Below are 18,342 nucleotides of genomic sequence, written 5' to 3' on the forward strand. Positions count from 1 at the left end.
AAAACTGTAATGCACTAAAAAATAGATCTCATGCTCTCGCTCTTCGGGTTTGCCACCATTGCCATTTTTCTTGTACTGATCATCACGAAACGACTGTCGGTCATCACGGCGTTGGTGCTTGTTCCGATTGTCTTCGGCTTGTTCGCGGGTGTTTCCGTGAAGGAACTGGCCGAGATGATGCTGGGAGGGATCAAGCAAGTGGCACCCACCGGGATCCTGCTCATGTTTGCCGTGCTCTACTTTGCCGTCATGCTCGACGTAGGATTGTTCGACCCGGTGATCGCGTTCATCATCCGCCAGGTGAAAGGCGATCCGTTGCGCGTGGTGATTGGCACTGCCTTGCTCACTATGATCGTGCACCTCGACGGCGATGGCACGGCCACGTTCATGATCGTGATCTCCGCCTTTCTTCCCATCTATAAAGAACTGAAGATGGATCGCCTTGTATTAGCCGGCATTGTCGCGTTGGCCGTGGGCCCGATGCATCTCGTGCCTTGGTCGGGCACGTCGGCGCGTGCTATGGCTACACTGAACTCAAATGCTACGGAGCTCTTCAATCCCAACATTCCGGCCATGATCGGCGGCGCCCTCTGGGTGATCGCGGTGGCCTATATTCTGGGGCGCAGAGAACGAAAGCGGTTGGGAAAAGTCCACCTGGACTACGATCACCATACTTCTCTTACGGATGAACAGCGATCGCTCCGCAGACCCAAGCTGATCCTCGTCAACGCGGTCATGACCGTTTCGCTCATCGTTATTCTAATGAAAGGCTGGGTGCCCACACCGGTGTTGTTTGTGATCGCCAGTTGCCTGGCACTGCTCATCAACTATCCAAAACTAAAAGATCAACAACGCGTGATGAAAAGTCACGGTGCGAACATTTTTATGGTGTCGAGCATGATCTTCGCGGCGGGAATTTTCTCCGGCATTCTTACCGGCTCCAAGATGATCGATGCCATGGCTTCGTCGTTGGTGTCACTGATTCCCGAACAGCATGCGTCGTTGCTCCCGGTATTGACGGCCATCACGAGTATGCCTTCGAGCCTGCTGTTTACACCGGATGCTTATTATTTCGGCGTGGTGCCGGTGTTGAGCGAAGCAGCACAACACTACCAGGTGAATCCCCTGGAGATCGGGCGCGCGGCGTTGCTGGGACAAATGACGGTAGGCTTTCCGTTGAGCCCCTTAACGGCGTCGACGTTTTTGCTGGTGGGCTTATGCGAAGTGGACCTGGGCGATCATCAGAAATTTGTTTTCAAATGGGCCATGGGCACCACCCTGGTGATGACGCTCGTGGCGTTGCTAACCGGATCGATACACTTATGAAAGAAAAGATCAGGATCGGATGTGGCGCAGGATTCTCCGGCGACCGGCTTGACCCCTCGCTGGTTTTGGTGGAGCGTGGAGGATTGGATTACCTGGTGTTGGAATGCCTGGCCGAGCGCACTATTGCCCTGGCACAAAAAAGAAAACGGCAGGATCCGTTGCAAGGCTACGACCCGTTGCTGGAGCGAAGGATCGAGTCGCTGCTCGTTCCCCTTTTGCAAAACAAGGTGCGGCTCATCACCAACATGGGAGCCGCCAACCCGCTGGCTGCTGCACAAAAAATTATCGAGATCGCACGACGCAAAAATGTGAAGGTGAAGGTAGCGGCGGTTACCGGCGATGACGTGCTGGACAAGATCGATCCGCAAGACAAAGCGTTGGAGACCGGCCGGCCTTTGGTGGATTCCGGTCCGCTGCTGTCGGCCAATGCATATTTAGGGGCGCCAGGCATCATCGAGGCAATCCAGCAGGAAGCCGACATTATTATCACCGGCCGCGTGGCAGACCCGTCGTTGTTTATTGCGCCGATGATCGTTGGTTTTGGCTGGTCGATGGATCACTATGACCTGCTCGGCAAGGGCACGGTGTTGGGCCACCTCATGGAATGCGCCGGGCAAATCACCGGTGGCTACTTTGCGGATCCCGGAAAGAAAGATGTTCCCGGCATGGCTGTGCTGGGTCATCCGTTCGTGGATGTCTGGCCGGATGGTCAGGGCATTATTGGAAAAGTCGATGACACCGGAGGTATCATCAATTTGCAAACGGCCAAGGAGCAATTGCTCTATGAGGTGGTGAACCCGTACGAATATTTTACACCCGATGTTATTGCTGATTTTACATCGGTGCAATTGACCGACCTGGGTGGCAACCGCGTGCAGGTTGCCGGCGGCAGTGGAAAACAAAAGCCTGACACCTATAAAGTAAGTGTAGGCTACCAAGCCTTCCATCTCGGCGAAGGAGAGATCACCTACGCGGGATCAAATGCTGTAGCGCGCGCCCGGCTGGCGGGAGAGATTGTGCGGGAGCGATTGAAGGACGAATTTCCGGAACTGCGGATCGATCTCATCGGTCAGAATTCCGTGCACGACGACCGGCTTCACCAAGCGAACACACCTTATGAAGTACGGCTTCGCGTTGCCGGCAAATCGCCTTCGTTTCAGCAAGCGTCGCGCGTTGGCGAGGAGGTGGAAGCCCTGTACACCAATGGACCCGGTGGTGGCGGAGGTGTGAGAAAATATGTGCAGGAGGTGGTGGGCATCGTATCCACCCTGATCCCACGAAACAAAGTGACGCATCACATAACCTTGTTAACGGCATGAAACTCTACGACATCGCCCACAGCAGGGCAGGAGACAAGGGCAACACGCTCACCCTGTCGCTCATCGCCTACCGCTTAAAAGATTATCCGCTCCTTTGCGAAAAGGTGACGATCGAAAAGGTGAAAGAACACTTCAAAGACATCGTGAAAGGCGACATCGTCCGCTATGAGCCTCCCAATATAGCGTCGTTGCTCTTTGTGTGTCACGACGCCCTCGGCGGCGGCGTCACCACATCGTCGCGAATGGATGCGCACGGCAAAACGCTAAGTTACGCTTTGTTACAGATGGAGATCTAAGCGCGGTATAATCCGTCTGGCGCCTTTTGCACAGAATACCTTCGTTTCCTTTCAGAAATTCGAGCTAACCTTATCGATTTCTTTGCTTGCCCGCCGACTTGCCCGTCGTAGCTTTAGCGAAGACGGGAGCTTCAGCGAAGGAGCGCGCGCAAACCCACCATCACCGTCCACCCCAATCCTCGTTGCAATTTCCCGAATTAACTTTATATTGTGTCAAAGTTACACAATAGTTTTTCCACACTATGACCCAAAAAAACGTAAGCTTATTCACCATCCTCCTGATGTTTCTGGCGCTGTCGTGCAGCAAACCAAAACACGAGGTCCGCATCCTGGTCTTCACCAAAACTGCGGGATTCCGTCACGAGTCCATCGGTGCGGGAATTGAGGCCATAAAGACGATGGCCAAAAAACACAACATCGCGGTGGACACCACCGAGAACGCGGCCAACTTCAACGAAGACAACCTGAAGCATTACAACGCTGTGATTTTTCTGAGTACCACTGGCGACGTGCTCAACCAGGAACAACAAAACGATTTTGAACGCTTCATCCAGGCGGGTGGAGGATACTTGGGCATACACGCCGCCACCGACACGGAATACGATTGGCCGTGGTATGGCAAACTGGCCGGTGCCTATTTCACCAGCCACCCCAACAACCCGAACGTGCGGACGGCCGATTTCCTGACGGTTGATCACAAACATCCCGCCTCGGATTCGCTGCCCGACAAGTGGCAGCGCACCGATGAATTTTACAACTTCAAAAACATCAACCCCGAGATCCATGTGTTGGTGAAGATCGATGAAACGTCCTACGAAGGCGGCACCAACAACGGCGACCACCCCATGGCATGGTATCACGAATTTGACGGCGGCCGTGCCTTCTACACTGCGATGGGCCACACCGACGAAAGCTTTCAGGATCCGCTGGTGCAGCGACACATTTGGGGCGGCTTGCAATACGTGCTGGGTGGCGACAAACCCGTGGAGCTGGACTATAAACTTGTGAAAACGAAACGCGTGCCCGAAGAAAACCGGTTCACCAAAATTGTGCTGGACGAAAAACTGGAAGAACCCGTAGAACTCGCCGTGCTTCCCAACAGCCAGGTTCTTTTTGTGGAGCGAAGAGGCAACGTGAAACTTTACGATCCCACCGAAAACAAGACCAAGCTGGTGACAAAGATCGCGGTCAGCACAAAATATAAATTCAAAGACGGCGGCCAATCCGAAGCGGAAGACGGCTTGCTGGGGCTGGCCATCGACCCGAAGTACAGCGAGAACCATTGGATCTATCTCTACTATTCCCCGGCCGGCGACGAGGCGAAAAACATTTTGACGCGCTACGAATTCAAAGACGGTAAGCTCAACGAGGAGTCGAAGAAAGTGATGCTGGAAGTGAAGACACAACGCGAGCAATGCTGCCATACCGGTGGGTCTATTGCCTTCGATGCCAACGGAAACTTATTCCTTTCCACAGGCGACAACACGAGCCCGCGCAACACGGCGTATGCGCCCATCGACGAACGTCCGGGAAGAAGCCCGTGGGATGCCCAGAAAGGTTCGGCCAACACCAACGACCTTCGCGGCAAAGTGATCCGCATTCATCCTGAGGCTGACGGAACCTACACCATTCCCGAAGGAAACCTCTTTGCAAAAGGTACGGAGAAAACACGTCCCGAGATTTATATGATGGGCGGAAGAAACCCTTACAGAATTTCCATCGACAAACACACCGGCTTTCTCTATTGGGGCGATGTGGGACCGGATGCCGGACAAGACTCGGTGGGCCGCGGAACCAGAGCCTACGACGAAATCAACCAGGCCCGCAAGCCCGGATTTTTTGGATGGCCTTATTTTGTAGGCGACAACCAAGCCTACTACGAGCGCGATTTTGCCACGAAGAAAGTGGGTGAGAAATTCAATCCTGAAAAACCGATCAACAACTCCCCGAACAACACGGGGCTTACGGAGTTGCCACCCGCACAGAAGGCGTTTATCTGGTATCCTTACGACGAGTCGAAAGAGTTCCCGCTGGTGGGCAAAGGTGGACGGACCGCCATGGCCGGCCCGGTATTTTACGCTTCCGATTTCAAAGGCGCGAAGAGAGCTTTCCCGGATTATTACGACGGCAAACTCATTATTTATGAATGGATGCGCGGATGGGTAATGGCCGTGACCATGGACAACGAAGGCAACTACGTTTCCATGGAGCGCTTCATGCCCAGCCATCGCTTTAGCAATCCTATGGATATGGACTTCGGCCCCGATGGCGATCTCTACATGCTGGAGTATGGCACCGCCTGGTTCCAGGGCAACGACGACGCCCGCCTGGTGAAGATCGAATACAACGGCGGCAACCGCGCGCCGATGGTGCAGATGGCCGTGGACAAGCCGCAAGGCGCCGTGCCCATGACCGTGAAGCTGACCTCGACGGGAACAAAAGATTATGACCACGACGTGCTGAAATACACCTGGAAGATCAGCGACAGCGCCGGCAAAGAAGTGGCCACCAAGAACGAAGCCGACATGGACTACACGTTCGACAAACCCGGTAGCTACAAGGCCACGCTTGAAGTGGACGATGGAAAAGGAGAGAAGACCACCCGCGAGCTGGAAATTCAAGCAGGCAACGAACCGCCCGTAGTCACCTTCGACATCACCCGCGGCAACCAGACCTTCTTCTTCCCCAACCAATCGTTCGACTATGAAGTGAAGGTGAGCGACAAGGAAGACGGCACACTCGACAACGGCATCGCAGCCGACCAGATCTCGGTCAACATCGATTACCTGGCGCAAGGGTTTGACAAAACCCAGATCGTGCAAGGCCACCTCGACGCCGACGACAACGCGCAATTCATCAAAGGCAAAGCGTTGATGGAGAAAAGCGATTGCAAGTCGTGTCACTTGATCGATAAGAAATCCATTGGCCCGATGTATATGGATGTGGCCAAAAAATACAAAGACGATCCCAAGGCCGCCGACCGCCTGGCCAAGAAGGTGATCGACGGAGGTGGCGGTGTTTGGGGCGAAGTGAACATGGCGGCCCACCCGCAGATCTCGTTGCCCGATGCCAAGGAAATGGTGAGCTATGTGTTGAGCCTGGGATCGCCCATCGTAAAAACGTCATTACCCGCGAAGGGTACCTACGTCACCAAACTTGAAAAAGGTGAGGGTGCCGGCGGCGTATACCTCATCCGTGCATCCTACTCCGACAAAGGTGCCAATGGCTTGCCTCCGGCCCGTGCTGAAAAAACGCTGACACTCCGAAGCGCCACCATTGATGCCGGCAGCGCCGATAGCAATGATGGCATCCAAAAGTTCAAGCTTCCCGACACGCCCTTCACGATGATGATCGGTCAGAAGCACAACTCCTATATAGGCTTCAAACACTTCGACATGACGGGTGTGGACGCGGCGACATTTGTCGCCTCAGCGCCCAAGCAATACGGCATGACCGGTGGTACCGTGGAGGTGCGCATCGACAGTCCTACGGGTGAAGTGATCGGCGAATCTTCTGTCATTGTCCCCACGGTCAGCGCCGGCTCCAGCCCCGCGGCACCGACGATTGCAGTGGCGAAACTGAAACCGGTCTCCGGTTTTCACGATGTATATTTCCTGTACAAGAATGAAAAAGCAGCCGGTGGCCAGATGTTATATGTGTTGATGCAAATCAATTTAAGCTACAATCCGAAGAGCTCGGCGGTGGCGATGAAATAGGATCTCAAAGAAACTTGTTGGTGTTGTGCCCGGGCAACGTGGCACGACATCAACGGGGTTTCTGAGGGAGACGTGTTGATCTGTGCCGTTGACTATTATTTTAGAAAATTACGCTTGACATAGTTGTAAAACCTGCTCTCAAATTCGCTTTCGCTCAGACCAAACGTTTTTTTAACATCGCCATTCTCGGAAAGCAAATTCAGTAAGCCTTCCTCTTCCCAGGTAGTCTCTATAAATTCGATCAGGAGAAAGCCAACATCGTATATCTTGCCATTCCCGTCCACATCATTCAGCTCTTTCAGGGTCGGGTATGGTCCCGTGCGCAGATATTCAAATTTTTCAGGAGCATAAAATTGTTGTGCCACATAGCTGGCCATGCCTTCGAAGAGCCAGGCTGCGTCGTCGGTTGTCTCAAACTGGCTGATATTGGACGCGCTCATGCGGGCGATGAATTGATAGTGCACACAATGCGCAAACTCGTGGACTGCGGCTTTAAGCAGGCTTTCACGTGTGTGATAGCTTCCGGGGTGACCGGGAGAAACCATTTTGAATAATTCCTCATCCACCGCCATGCCAACGTCGCTGTCGGGTGCTCCTGTACGCCCGATCGCAAAATGATAGTTCTCCACACCGGGATAGACCTCCACGTGAATCGGTCGTGGCAAACTGTCGATACCAAAACTACCCAGCACCCGCGCATAATTTTTTTCCACAACGGAGGCTACGTCTTGAGCACTCGCCGAGTCCCCGGCAAGGAAATGGATCACAAAGTGTTTGGTCGGGAGCGTACGGTTAAGGGGCGGATATTTTGGCGCGAAGAGTTTGTTGTCATCTCCAGGATGAGAAAAGACTGCCCTAGGAGAATTCGAGGTGCTCGCCGTTACTTGTTGGCACAATATCGAGTCTCGCACCAGGAGGGCATGATCGCTTTTGTAAGGTTGATACCGTCTCCAGAAATTCATGTCAAGCCCGTATTTTTTATTTTTCCGTGCGATGGTCTCAAACGCATTTTCCATCGTAGCATCCGGCGGAACGGCATTGATCCCATCCCAAAATGCGAACTGATAAAGATATTCCCAGTTGCGTTGATCTTTCGGGCTAAGCACTTCGGAACTGTTGAAGGGTTTAACATTCCCGGTCTGAATGTCGGTCACGACGACGTCGCCGGTCAAAAGGATGTCGGCAAAGAAATCCGTTTTTGGTTTCACCAAGCTGGCATTCCAGCTCACGCCAATGCTGGCGGGATACCATTTGCCTTGCCAGGCCTTGTAGGTGGTGATGGACTTTTGACCAAGAACGGCGCAACGGGAGTAGCCAAAAAGGGCCGCCGCTGCTTTCGAAGTTCCAAAGAATTTTGCGTGCTTTATGCCCTTGGGGCTAAGTTCCGTTTCGGTGCGGACAAACGCGAGGCTTTCCATGTCGATATAGAATTTTCCTTTGTACAGTGCTTTGTTTTTGTAGGCATCTTTTTGATCGAATGAAATGACATACACTTCCCGGTCATCCAGCAGGCTTGTTCCTAGCAGTTCGAAGTCGTGTTGTTTTAGAAAATTTGACCCGGGAAATTCGTCGCTATTATTTTGTGTTTTCAGATCGGCAGAAAAGATGATGTCTGTGCCGAGGCCAATTTCGAATCCGGTCCAACGGATAAAGGTCTGCAAGATGCTCTGAATGGCATGGAAGTCTTTCACCCGTCGTCCTTTCACGACCTTGATCTGCCGCTCTGCCGAAGGGGCAGCGGATTCGCGGTACGCCTGGTAAACTGTCTCACTCGCTTCTACTGGATCACCGTCCTGGACGGCGAGGTCCCGTATAAAGTACGTATATTTAACTTTTCCCGTATCGTAGTTCTCCTGGATGCGGGCAATGGCTTCCTCGAGAATGGAATGCCCGGTTTTTGAAGTGACCACAACCGTGTTGAGCTGCGTTGTCTCCGGCTCCAACCGTATCAGCAACGAATTTTCATCATTTGATACAGAGAGATGATGTGACCGGTAGCCAACATACGACACGGTTATTTTGTTGCTGCGATGCTGTGCCGGGATATGTAAAACGAACGCTCCATCGTCATTGGTGGCCACACCCAGACTGGTTTGATCGAGCCGTATGGATGCCAGGGGTAGGGGAGTTCCAGAGCGGTTGTCCAGAACCTTTCCATCTACCACGATATCGCTATCTGCGTTGTTTTTGTTTCTCAGTACAATCTGTTCGCCCACCATCTTGTATTCAACGTTCGCCTGTTTGAAGATTTTCTCCAGGGCATCATTCAAACGAACCTGTTCGACGGAAAGCGTTATCTTTTTATTCAGTCCAACCCGTTCCCGGCTATAGGAAAATTTTAGATCATACTGCTCGCCCAATTCCGAAAGCACGCGCTCAAAGGGGACATTCTGAAAGGAAATAGAAATTTCCCTGTTGAGGTCCTGGGCCACCAGGCTGGCCCATAACAGGATTTGAAATGATACGACGACCAGGAGTGTTCTCATTGTTCTTCGCAATTTTGCCCCGATAAAATATACTTTCCGTCCTGGAAGGAATGGCGAATGTGCAGACTATAGTCGATCACGTCGAGAACCTCTTCGGCGGTAGCGTTTTGAAAGGTTGCTTTGAAGTGGCAATGGAGCAGCACCGGATCTTCGGCTTCGAACGGCGCATGGAAGTAATGTTCCAGATCACGAAGGACATCTTGCATGGCGGTGTCTTCAAACACAAGCTGCCGCGTTTTCCATGCGTTGGCGTTCGGATTTGATGCCATGGTTTCAACCTGATAGCGCCGTAAATCGAAACGCGCGCCTTGCCCCTGTTGTACATCAACTTTTTGAGTTGCCCCGAAATGAGCACGTCCATGTGTGACGTCGAGCGCTATGATCTTTTCGTTATCATAACTTCTCAGGTTAAACGCGGTACCCACTACCGTTGTGGAAACTTTTCCGGTGTGCACTATAAATGGCCTTGACGTATCGCTGTGCACTTCAAAATAAGCTTCTCCTTTTAACCAAACATTTCTTTGCCGTTGCTGAAAGTTGTTGGCGTATTGCAGTTCCGTCATTTCATTTATCCACACCACCGTGCTGTCCGGCAGAACGATCCGGGTTTGCTCTCCGGCCTTTGTTCTCACGGTATGTATGCTCCTCGCGTTTTTCTCTGCCAGAAAATACCAACCCAAACCAAGCGCAACAATAACGACGGCAGCTATTCGAAACAGCAGGCGGAAATGGATGGCTTTCGTCGCTGGCTTATCCATCCAGAGTGACTCCACCGGGTTGACAAAGGCTGCGCTAGGCTCTTCTTCTTTTTTAGTTTTAAAATAAGTGAATTGTGCCTGCCCGGGGTCGGATAATGTATGGATAGGGGAACCGTTGTAATGGGCGAAAAGAGTCTCTTCTTCCTCCAACGAGGTTTCACCACGGTAATATTTCGAGATCAGATCGTCCAGCTGTTCTTTATTCATGGCCGCGATGTTTTTCATATTGTTGACGGAGCGTTATCCGTGCCCGCGACAAAGTAACGCGCACGTGATCCACACGCATTCCGGTTACTTCGGCGATTTCATTTATTTCAAGTCCTTCAATGCTTCGTAAATGAATAACCGCGCGCTGAAGTTCGGGCAGTTTTTTCACCAGGTGTTCCAGATACGCCACCGCTTCGCGAGCCTCCAACTGACCGTGGAGATTGACGTCAGCGGCGATCGTTACGAGTTCGGCATCCAGCATGTCGCGTTTCGCGCTTTTCAATTTGTCGAGACATTGGTTGCGCGTCATTTGCAGGGCGTAGGCCTTCAGGTTCACCACTGCGCCCAGGGACGCTCTTTTTGTCCATAGCTTCAGAAAGATCTCTTGCACACAATCTTCCGCGTCCTGGGCATTGGCCAGCAGCGATTTGGCAAACCGGTACAAGGCACCTTTTAACGGCAGAACGTTGTTTTTGAATTCTTCTGAATGCATCCGGGTAGTAGACGGTGAAAATCGAAAAACATAACAGGAAGAAACGTATTTTTTCAGGATTGCCAAGCGGGCGCTGGCAAGCGGAAACGGGACGAATTGCAGCCCTGGTGAAAAAGGGCTGACCTCAAGGTTGAAACATGATCACCGTGTTTGGCCCGGGATGTTCCTTCACCACTTTCTTATTCTCCGAAGGTGTCCATGGCTGCTCGCCAAGTCCAGCAGGATCGGTGTAGGCGCCCAACAAACTAAACGTATCGATCACAAACGGAACGCCTTCCGCACCCAGCGGCGAGTTTCGATCCGCCACGTGAAAGTGCAAGTGGGGACCGGTGGTCTGACCGGTGAAGCCAATGGCGGCGATCACATCGCCTTTCCTTACGCGTTGGCCTGACTTCACGGTGATGCTACCCGGTTTAAGATGTTCGTAGAATACGACCCGGTTGTTGTCGATGGCGATGGCAATATAATTCCCCGTGGCTCTCGACGAAGGATAGTCGGGGTGTGCCGACAAGGTGAGGCTCTCCATAAAATCGATGCGGGTAGCCACCACCACGCCATCGCTGGCGGCCAGCACGGGTGCGCTGTAGCCATACCAATTTCGCGTCGAGTCGCTGTTGCCGTTCGAGAAATGTCCTTGTTGGTCGGGCATGATGAAGTCGATGGCAAAGCGGCCGGGGATGTGTTGTTCGCCGTCGGTGGTAAACATCACGCGGCGGTGCCCGCGTTCCCAGGAGGGCTCATAAATGGCCACCCAAGGCCCGCCCCGCAACGGCATGCCTAGCACTACCGGTGAGGTTTTCGAGCGTTGAATTTTGCCACCCTGGAGCGTGTAGGTTCCTTTCGGTTGGCCGTCCACAGCCACAACGTCAAGTTGGTGGAGAAGGTGGACGCCGCCATCGGTCTGGGGCAGGACAATCTCCAGGTAAATAACACCGGAGGCGTCGGGGTTCAATACGCCTTTTTTCTCTTTGCCGTCTGCGTCTTCGTTGTGAAAACGGTGTTTCAAATCCTCTTCGTTAAAGGAAGCCACAACGGAGTGGTCACTGGAATTGATCACTTTCAAGGCCTTCAGGGCCAACGAATCACGAACCTGGCTCACGATCCGAAGTTCATAGTAGGCCACCCGTTTTCCGTCGATCACGGTGGGCTCGGGTGTCCAGAGCACGTTCAGATCGGCCACCGGATGTTGTTGGGCAAGCGTTTTGTATGCGCCGACGACACAGAAGGCCAGTAGCAAAGATTTAAGGAGTGTCATAAAGCGCAGCTTAGAGATCATGTCAGGAGACGCAATGGACGTTTGCGAAGATAAGCACAAATCCTATTCTCATTCCAACCTAATCCTCAAAAACCGTGTCTCTAAAATGTCGACCACCCCAACCCAGGGTTGGACGAAAGACTTCTTCCAAATGGTGACCGGCTGTGGATTTTTGAGCGATCGTGTCGTGACAGCCCGCCGACCCGAAAAAAGATTTTGGATTCTTCTTACATTTGATGACTCGAAACGTTTATAGGCTATGATTAAAAATATACTTCGATTGTCGAACAGCCATTACCGCGAGCGACGCCTGGCCTCAATGATTTTCATCTGCCTTTTAGCTTGTTCGGTATCGGGGGCGCTAGCCGGCGATGTCAACGCAAAATCAGGTGAGTTTCTGAAGAGAAAGAAAACTGCGGCCGCGAGCCTGGCACTAGATTGTGTATGGCAATTTGAAGGATATATATACGACATAGAATTCGTATCGAACGATGTCGGTTTTATTGCCGGGGACTTGGGTCAGTTGTACAAGACCACCGATGGAGGGGCGACATGGGTGCCCCTGCTGGCGTCGTCGACAGGCGCCTTTACTGATGTTGAGTTTCTAAATGACCAACTCGGCTTAGTATCCGGAGAACGTAGAGTGCTTAAGACAATCGACGGAGGCAAAACGTGGCACCCCATTTTGGAGGCGCCTCCTTTGACCTTCGTAACCTATAGCTCTGTTTACTTCATTGATGAAGACACCTACTATGTTATCGACGGCACGTTAAAAAGAACAACGGACGGGGGCAAAACCTGGGAAACGCTCATCGATCAGGGCACGATCAAAGTGAAAAGCGTTCAGTTTTTCGGGAACATCAGCTACGCCGCATGGTTTAACATCAATAGCAGTGAAACTTCGGGTATTTTTAAATCGACGGACAACTGGGCAACCTATACCAGCTTCGACATTGTGAATCGCCCTTTCAACCCGGTCTTTTCCGTAAAATTTACAGATGAAAACACGGGGTATGCCGGAAGTCAATACGATCTTATCAAAACAGAGGATGGCGGTGCGACATGGAATAAGATCCAGGAATCGGCGGGCACGAAGAGAATTTCTTTGGCCCCTAATGTCTTCTATTTATATTCAATGGATTGGCCGTTCTATATCCAAAGAATTGAAAATGCCGGAAGTACTGCGAAAAAACTAGATGTCCCGGATACCTATGACCCGCGGGGAGTAAGCGCATTGTATTTCTTTGACGATCAAAACGGCATTATGGCCATGACCATACGGAATCCATATCCGGACTTCGGCACCGTGCTCTACCGAACCTCCAATGGAGGAGCCGACTGGGACCTGATTTCTGTAGAGCCCGCCATCGGAGTGACGACCAATTCGTGTTTAGGATCCACCCAGGATTTCTTTGCTACAAATATTCACTTAGGTGAGTATGAATGGCAGGTCACCGGGGGAACCATCCAAGGATCAGCCACAGAAAATCATGTATCGGTCAAATGGGAGGATGCCGGCAACGCCGCCGTGCACGTGAAGGTCACCAATCCCAATTGCAGCGTGGATCTGGATCTTCCCGTTACGGTGAATACCGACGTGCCTCAAGTTACCGTAACTGGTTCCTCCGCGCTGTGCAACGGTGCAACAACAGACATTTCCATAAGCTCCGACCTCCCGGCCACCTTTCAGTGGGTGGCAACCCTGGCTTCGGGGGAAGTTGAGGGACAGCACGACGGCACGGGCAACACGATAAACCAAACCCTGGAAACAGTAACTTCCGGGACGGTCCGTTACGCCATCACCACGGCGCAATGCAACAGCGATAGCGTGGCTTTCAGTGTGGCCGTGCATCCTACACCGGTCGTCGAGATTTCCCAAGATGACGATGACCTGATCGCGACTTGCTCGAATTGCACCCCTGCGTTTATCCAGTGGTCGTTTGAAGGTGAACCTATTCCCGCGGCGGAGGGCGGCAACGCCCCAAGATTGCCGGCCAAAAGAAATGGAGTATACGCTGTCACGGTGAAAGATGATATCGAATGTGAAGGCTCCGCTCAGGGCTCATTCATCATTACGGCAGTAGCCGAAACGTTGTCGAGCGGGAAGATCTCGGTGTACCCGGTGCCCGCGAGTGCATCTTCCGTCAACATCCATGTCGAAAACAGCTACCGGGGTGTTGTCGAATATTCCATTCTGTCAACGGAGGGTGTGACGTTGAGAAAAGGCACGGCAACAAAAGATGCATCCGATTTTACGACCGATGTCAAAATCGATACGCTGCCCGAGGGCTTCTATATCCTGAAAATAACCATGGGCGAGCAACACGACGTCGCGCGCATCATTCGGTTGAAACAATAAAACCTTTTAGTTTTTTTTCATTCGAAGCACTATGCCGGCTCGAAAAAAGACCCTGGATTCTTTTTACTTTAATGACTCAAAATGTTTATAGGCAATGATTAAAAATGTACTCCGATTGTCGAACAGCCATTACCCCGTAGTTTTCATCTGTCTTTTAACTTGTTGGATATCGGGCGCGTTAGGCGGTGATCTTAGCGCAAAATCCGGCACGCTCCTGAAAGGAACGAAAAGTGCTTCCACTGGATTGGCAGTTGAATGTTTGTGGCAATTTGACGGGTTTATCAGCGACATAGAATTCATATCGAGCGATGTCGGTTTCCTTTCCGCGGGGCACCGATTGTACAAGACTACCGACGGGGGAGCAAGTTGGGTACCTATTCTGGCATCCGATACAGAGGGTTTTGGGGATATTGAATTTCTAAACGACCAACTCGGCTTGCTAGGGGCATCAAACAGCGTGCTGAAGACAACCGACGGTGGTAAAACATGGAATCTAATTTTGGGGGAACCGGCTTCCGTTTCCCTTCTTGATGAAAATATCTACTACGCTACAGACGGAAGATTAAGAAGAACAACCGATGGAGGGAAAACCTGGACCACGCTTATTGACGACCGTACCCAAAGAATATATTCGATACAGTCTGTCGGAAGTTCAAGTTTCGCATGGTGGTTTAGCAACAACACGAGCGACGCTTCGGGTTTATTCAAATCGACCGACAACTGGGCTACCTATACCAACACCCTTATTAAAGATGATCTGTTTCAAACCCCGGTTATTGGAAGTATGGCGTTTACCGATGAGAATACGGGGTATGCAGCTGGTAAGTTTGGCCTCCTGAAATCGGTAGACGGAGGTGCCACCTGGAAAAAGATAGAGGAGGCGCGGGGCACGACAAAGATTTGCCTGGCTTCTAATGTATTCTACCTGCATTCATGGGACTGGCCTAGCGACATCAAGAGAGTTGAAAGTGGGGGAAGTGTCGTGAAAAAATTGGCTATCCCGGATGCCAACTATCCAATGGGAGTGCAAGCCATGCATTTCTTTGACGATCAAAACGGCATTATGGCCATGGCCATACGGAATCCATATCCGGACTTCGGCACGGTGCTCTATCGAACCACCAATGGAGGAACCGACTGGACGCTTATTCCCGTCGCGCCCGCCATCGGCGTGTCTACCAACGCGTGTTTGGGATCGGTCCAGGATTTCTTTGCCACCGAGATTCGCGCGGGTGAATATGAATGGCAGGTTACCGGCGGCACGATACAAGGGGCAAGTACTGAAAATCATGTAAAGGTCAAATGGTTGGACGCCGCCAACGCTGCCATACACTTGAAAGTCACCAATCCAAATTGCACCGTAAATTTGGACCTTCCGGTCTCGGTGAATGCCGATACGCCACAAGTTACGGTGACCGGTTCCTCTGCGCTGTGCAATGGTGAAACAACGGCCATTTCCATAAGCTCAAGCCTTCCGGCCACATTTCAGTGGGTGGCAACGCTGGCTTCGGGGGAAGTCGAAGGACAACAAGACGGCATCGGCAACACGATAAACCAAACCCTGGAAACACCAAGTGCGGGAACGGTCCGGTACAGCATCACCACGGCACAATGCAATTCCGATAGCGTGCATTTCGATGTGGCCGTGCATCCCATGCCCCTCGTCGAGATCTCCCAGGATGACGATGACCTGATTGCCAATTGCTCGAATTGTACCCCCGCCTTTATCCAGTGGTCGTTTGAAGACGAACCCATTTCCGCGGCAGACGGCGGCAACGCCCCAAGACTGCCGGCCACAAGAAATGGAGTTTACTCCGTCACGGTGAAAGATGATATTGACTGTGAAGGCTCCGCCCAGGGATCATTTATCATTACGGCAATAGAGGAAACGTTGTCGAGCGGGAGGATTTCGGTGTACCCGATCCCCGTGACGGCATCTTCCTTCAAGATCCATGTCGAAAACAACTACCGGGGTGCGGTCGAATATTCCATTATGTCAACAGAAGGTATGGCGTTGATAAAAGGTGCGGCAACAAAAGATGCGGCCGATTTTACAACCGATGTCAAAATCGATACGTTGCCCGAGGGCTTCTATATCCTGAAAATAACCCTGGGCGAGCAACATGACGTCGCTCGCATCATCCGGTTAAAACAATAAACTTAGTCTTTTTTCATTCTCAGCACCAGGCCGTCCAGTCCAAGATCCTTATGTGGATTGGATTGGTCTGCCAGGGTGACCTCAACCTGCGTGATCGCTTTCGTGGTCAGCGTAAAATGCAGCAAAGGTGTGGTGATATGGGCAGCGGAATCTTGCGCTGCGAATCCCTTCAAGACAGCTTCTGTTGCTTCTCCGTTGACCGTGATCTTAACCGTTGCTTCCTGCCCGGTAGGCAGCCGTTGAAGCGCCAACGTATATTGTCCATCCGGAGCCTGGGAAATGAACCATTCCAGCTTGATACGTGTCGCCTTGGTTGAATTATAATCGTGCCCGCTGTAGCTGTGATAACTTACGGCATCGTCGGAGGTCAGTGCATACGATCCGTCGGCGGCGGCTGCCAAGGTCTTTGACGGCGTGTATTGCAAATCACCTTCGTACTCCAACGCGATAACATCGGCGAGCGCTTTTGATTTCAAACTACCCGCATCGATTTTCCATTCGCCATGCTCTTGACCGACGGGAAGACTTTTTGATTTGTCCGAGAGCCGGTAAGCTTTTGTTACCTTGGACTGCAGCCCTTTTAAAACCAACTTACCGTCTACGGGGCCATTCAATGGAAACAAATATTCCTTACCTGGTTTGCTGGTCAATACTCCCCACGTTTGTTCCGGCAGGAGCGAAGCGGTGGTGCCATAGACGGCCTCTCCATTCTGTTTAAACCACGAACCCATTGTTAAGAGCACCTCCCGTTCGAAGGGAACGATCCCACCGTCGCCCATGGGGCCGATGTTGAGCAAATAGTTGCCGCCGGCGCTCACGACCTTGATGAGGGATGTGAGTTTCTCCTTTGCTTTTTCTTTTGCATCGCCGCGCACTTGCCATGAGCGATAGCCCCAGGTTTCATCGAACATGGATGCCGGGGTCTGCCACAGTGTACCCATGCGAAAATCGGGTGAGGCATTGTCGCCCATCACGGCAAAATCGCCCTGGTCGTTCCAGAGGCGGCCGCTCAGCAGGCAATCGGGTTGATGTTTCCGGACCATGGCGGCCAGTTCCTGGCTTTGTTGAAGGGTCGGCTTGCCCATGTCGAACCAGATCTCCGAGAGGGGGCCGTATTGGGTCACGAGCTCCTCGACCTGGTTTAGGTTGAGCTGGTGGTGTTTGGGCGGAATGGAGTCGCTGTTGTGTTCGGAGATCGGCATGGCGCCGGGGAAATCCCAATCGATGAGCGAGAAATAAACGCCGAACTTCAAACCTTGTTTCCTACAGGCCTCGGCAAGCTCCTTGATCACATCGTGTTTGTAGGGTGTGGCGTCCACAATATTGAAATCCGAAAACTTGGTGTGAAACATGGCAAAGCCATCGTGGTGTTTAGAGGTGATCACAATCGATTTCATGCCGGCCTGTTTGGCAAGCGAAGCAACGGAATCCGGATTCCACTTCTCGGGATTGAAGGTCTTGGCCAGGGCATGGAATTCTTCCTTGGTGATCTTTCCGTGCGCGCGGATCTGTTCACTGTAGCCCTTCGTTACCCGCTCGTTTTTCCAGACGCCCCCCGGCAGGGAGAACAAACCAAAATGAATGAACATGGAAAACTTCTGATGTTGCCATTCGGCGACGGCTTGAGCAGAGGGCTTTGGCATGGGTTGCGCCGGGGTAGCCTCCGGAACAGGTTTTTCTTTTTGACAGGCTGTGAAGAACACCAGCGCGAGGGCCAGGTGGAGAAGGGAATTGATCTTTTTCATGCAAATGGGAATGATCCATTGGCAATATATAACGAAGCGGAGACAAATCATTGCAGGACCAATACGTTTCGGTAAGGTCACGAACTGGCGTCATAGCGACTGCCCGAATCGTCACTTCGAGGAGGGTACAGCGATGTTGCGCCATCAACGTGCGTGCTTACTGTCTCGTCCTAAAATAAGTTTACAGATTTAACATCATTACTATTGTCGTGTTTTGATGTTGG

The 18,342-nt window shown here is 52.0% G+C and carries 11 protein-coding genes; 6 read left to right on the forward strand and 5 right to left on the reverse strand.

Annotation, left to right across the window (positions count from 1 at the left end):
* The first annotated feature begins 30 nt into the window (after positions 1 to 30).
* From D4L85_RS23955 to D4L85_RS23970, 4 genes are all read left to right on the forward strand, one after another.
* Positions 31 to 1,326: a CitMHS family transporter gene (locus tag D4L85_RS23955; protein WP_119756690.1), complete on the forward strand. Its 1,296-nt coding sequence runs from the start codon at positions 31 to 33 to the stop codon at positions 1,324 to 1,326.
* Positions 1,323 to 2,645 (forward strand): acyclic terpene utilization AtuA family protein, encoded by a 1,323-nt coding sequence (locus D4L85_RS23960; protein WP_119756691.1) that lies wholly within the window; start codon positions 1,323 to 1,325, stop codon positions 2,643 to 2,645. Before D4L85_RS23955 ends, D4L85_RS23960 begins: the two co-directional genes overlap by 4 nt.
* On the forward strand, positions 2,642 to 2,941 hold the full coding sequence (locus tag D4L85_RS23965; RefSeq protein ID WP_119756692.1) for an AtuA-related protein: 300 nt from the start codon (positions 2,642 to 2,644) through the stop codon (positions 2,939 to 2,941). The genes D4L85_RS23960 and D4L85_RS23965 overlap by 4 nt, the downstream gene beginning before the upstream one ends.
* 242 nt (positions 2,942 to 3,183) lie before the next feature.
* Positions 3,184 to 6,657, forward strand: a complete 3,474-nt coding sequence (locus tag D4L85_RS23970) for a ThuA domain-containing protein (protein WP_119756693.1) — start codon at positions 3,184 to 3,186, stop codon at positions 6,655 to 6,657.
* Positions 6,658 to 6,752: 95 nt separating this feature from the next.
* Here the strand turns inward: D4L85_RS23970 and D4L85_RS23975 are convergent, their stop codons facing one another.
* The 4 genes from D4L85_RS23975 to D4L85_RS23990 form a co-directional block, all read right to left on the reverse strand.
* Complete coding sequence (locus D4L85_RS23975; RefSeq protein ID WP_119756694.1) at positions 6,753 to 9,143, reverse strand: carboxypeptidase-like regulatory domain-containing protein; 2,391 nt, start codon at positions 9,141 to 9,143, stop codon at positions 6,753 to 6,755.
* Positions 9,140 to 10,126, reverse strand: a complete 987-nt coding sequence (locus tag D4L85_RS23980; protein ID WP_119756695.1) for a FecR family protein — start codon at positions 10,124 to 10,126, stop codon at positions 9,140 to 9,142. The genes D4L85_RS23975 and D4L85_RS23980 overlap by 4 nt, the downstream gene beginning before the upstream one ends.
* Positions 10,101 to 10,601, reverse strand: coding sequence for an RNA polymerase sigma factor (locus D4L85_RS23985; RefSeq protein ID WP_119756696.1), 501 nt, complete (start codon positions 10,599 to 10,601; stop codon positions 10,101 to 10,103). The genes D4L85_RS23980 and D4L85_RS23985 overlap by 26 nt, the downstream gene beginning before the upstream one ends.
* A 124-nt stretch (positions 10,602 to 10,725) precedes the next feature.
* Entirely contained in the window at positions 10,726 to 11,856 is a 1,131-nt protein-coding gene (locus tag D4L85_RS23990; protein ID WP_160143959.1) for a M23 family metallopeptidase, read from the reverse strand.
* Positions 11,857 to 12,115: 259 nt separating this feature from the next.
* Between D4L85_RS23990 and D4L85_RS23995 the strand changes: the two genes are divergently transcribed.
* Positions 12,116 to 14,215 carry a T9SS type A sorting domain-containing protein gene (locus D4L85_RS23995; RefSeq protein WP_119756698.1) on the forward strand — a complete coding sequence of 700 codons (2,100 nt, stop codon included), beginning with the start codon at positions 12,116 to 12,118 and terminating at the stop codon, positions 14,213 to 14,215.
* A gap of 94 nt (positions 14,216 to 14,309) precedes the next feature.
* Positions 14,310 to 16,373, forward strand: coding sequence for a YCF48-related protein (locus D4L85_RS24000; protein WP_119756699.1), 2,064 nt, complete (start codon positions 14,310 to 14,312; stop codon positions 16,371 to 16,373).
* Between the two features lie 2 nt (positions 16,374 to 16,375).
* On the opposite strand, the gene D4L85_RS24005 is transcribed toward D4L85_RS24000, so the two are convergent.
* A complete protein-coding gene (locus D4L85_RS24005; protein ID WP_228450603.1) occupies positions 16,376 to 18,118 on the reverse strand; it encodes an alpha-L-fucosidase in 1,743 nt (580 codons plus the stop codon).
* Between the last annotated feature and the right edge of the window lie 224 nt (positions 18,119 to 18,342).

It is taken from the genome of Chryseolinea soli (assembly GCF_003589925.1).
GTDB classification, from domain to species: Bacteria; Bacteroidota; Bacteroidia; order Cytophagales; family Cyclobacteriaceae; genus Chryseolinea; species Chryseolinea soli.

Excerpts from the sequence above, each read along its gene's own strand:
- D4L85_RS23980 (WP_119756695.1), bottom strand. The coding sequence starts at position 10,126 with ATGAAAAACATCGCGGCCATGAATAAAGAACAGCTGGACGATCTGATC.
- D4L85_RS23960 (WP_119756691.1), top strand. The coding sequence starts at position 1,323 with ATGAAAGAAAAGATCAGGATCGGATGTGGCGCAGGATTCTCCGGCGAC.
- D4L85_RS23995 (WP_119756698.1), top strand. The coding sequence starts at position 12,116 with ATGATTAAAAATATACTTCGATTGTCGAACAGCCATTACCGCGAGCGA.
- D4L85_RS23985 (WP_119756696.1), bottom strand. The coding sequence starts at position 10,601 with ATGCATTCAGAAGAATTCAAAAACAACGTTCTGCCGTTAAAAGGTGCC.
- D4L85_RS23965 (WP_119756692.1), top strand. The coding sequence starts at position 2,642 with ATGAAACTCTACGACATCGCCCACAGCAGGGCAGGAGACAAGGGCAAC.
- D4L85_RS23970 (WP_119756693.1), top strand. The coding sequence starts at position 3,184 with ATGACCCAAAAAAACGTAAGCTTATTCACCATCCTCCTGATGTTTCTG.
- D4L85_RS24000 (WP_119756699.1), top strand. The coding sequence starts at position 14,310 with ATGATTAAAAATGTACTCCGATTGTCGAACAGCCATTACCCCGTAGTT.
- D4L85_RS23975 (WP_119756694.1), bottom strand. The coding sequence starts at position 9,143 with ATGAGAACACTCCTGGTCGTCGTATCATTTCAAATCCTGTTATGGGCC.
- D4L85_RS24005 (WP_228450603.1), bottom strand. The coding sequence starts at position 18,118 with ATGAAAAAGATCAATTCCCTTCTCCACCTGGCCCTCGCGCTGGTGTTC.
- D4L85_RS23955 (WP_119756690.1), top strand. The coding sequence starts at position 31 with ATGCTCTCGCTCTTCGGGTTTGCCACCATTGCCATTTTTCTTGTACTG.
- D4L85_RS23990 (WP_160143959.1), bottom strand. The coding sequence starts at position 11,856 with ATGACACTCCTTAAATCTTTGCTACTGGCCTTCTGTGTCGTCGGCGCA.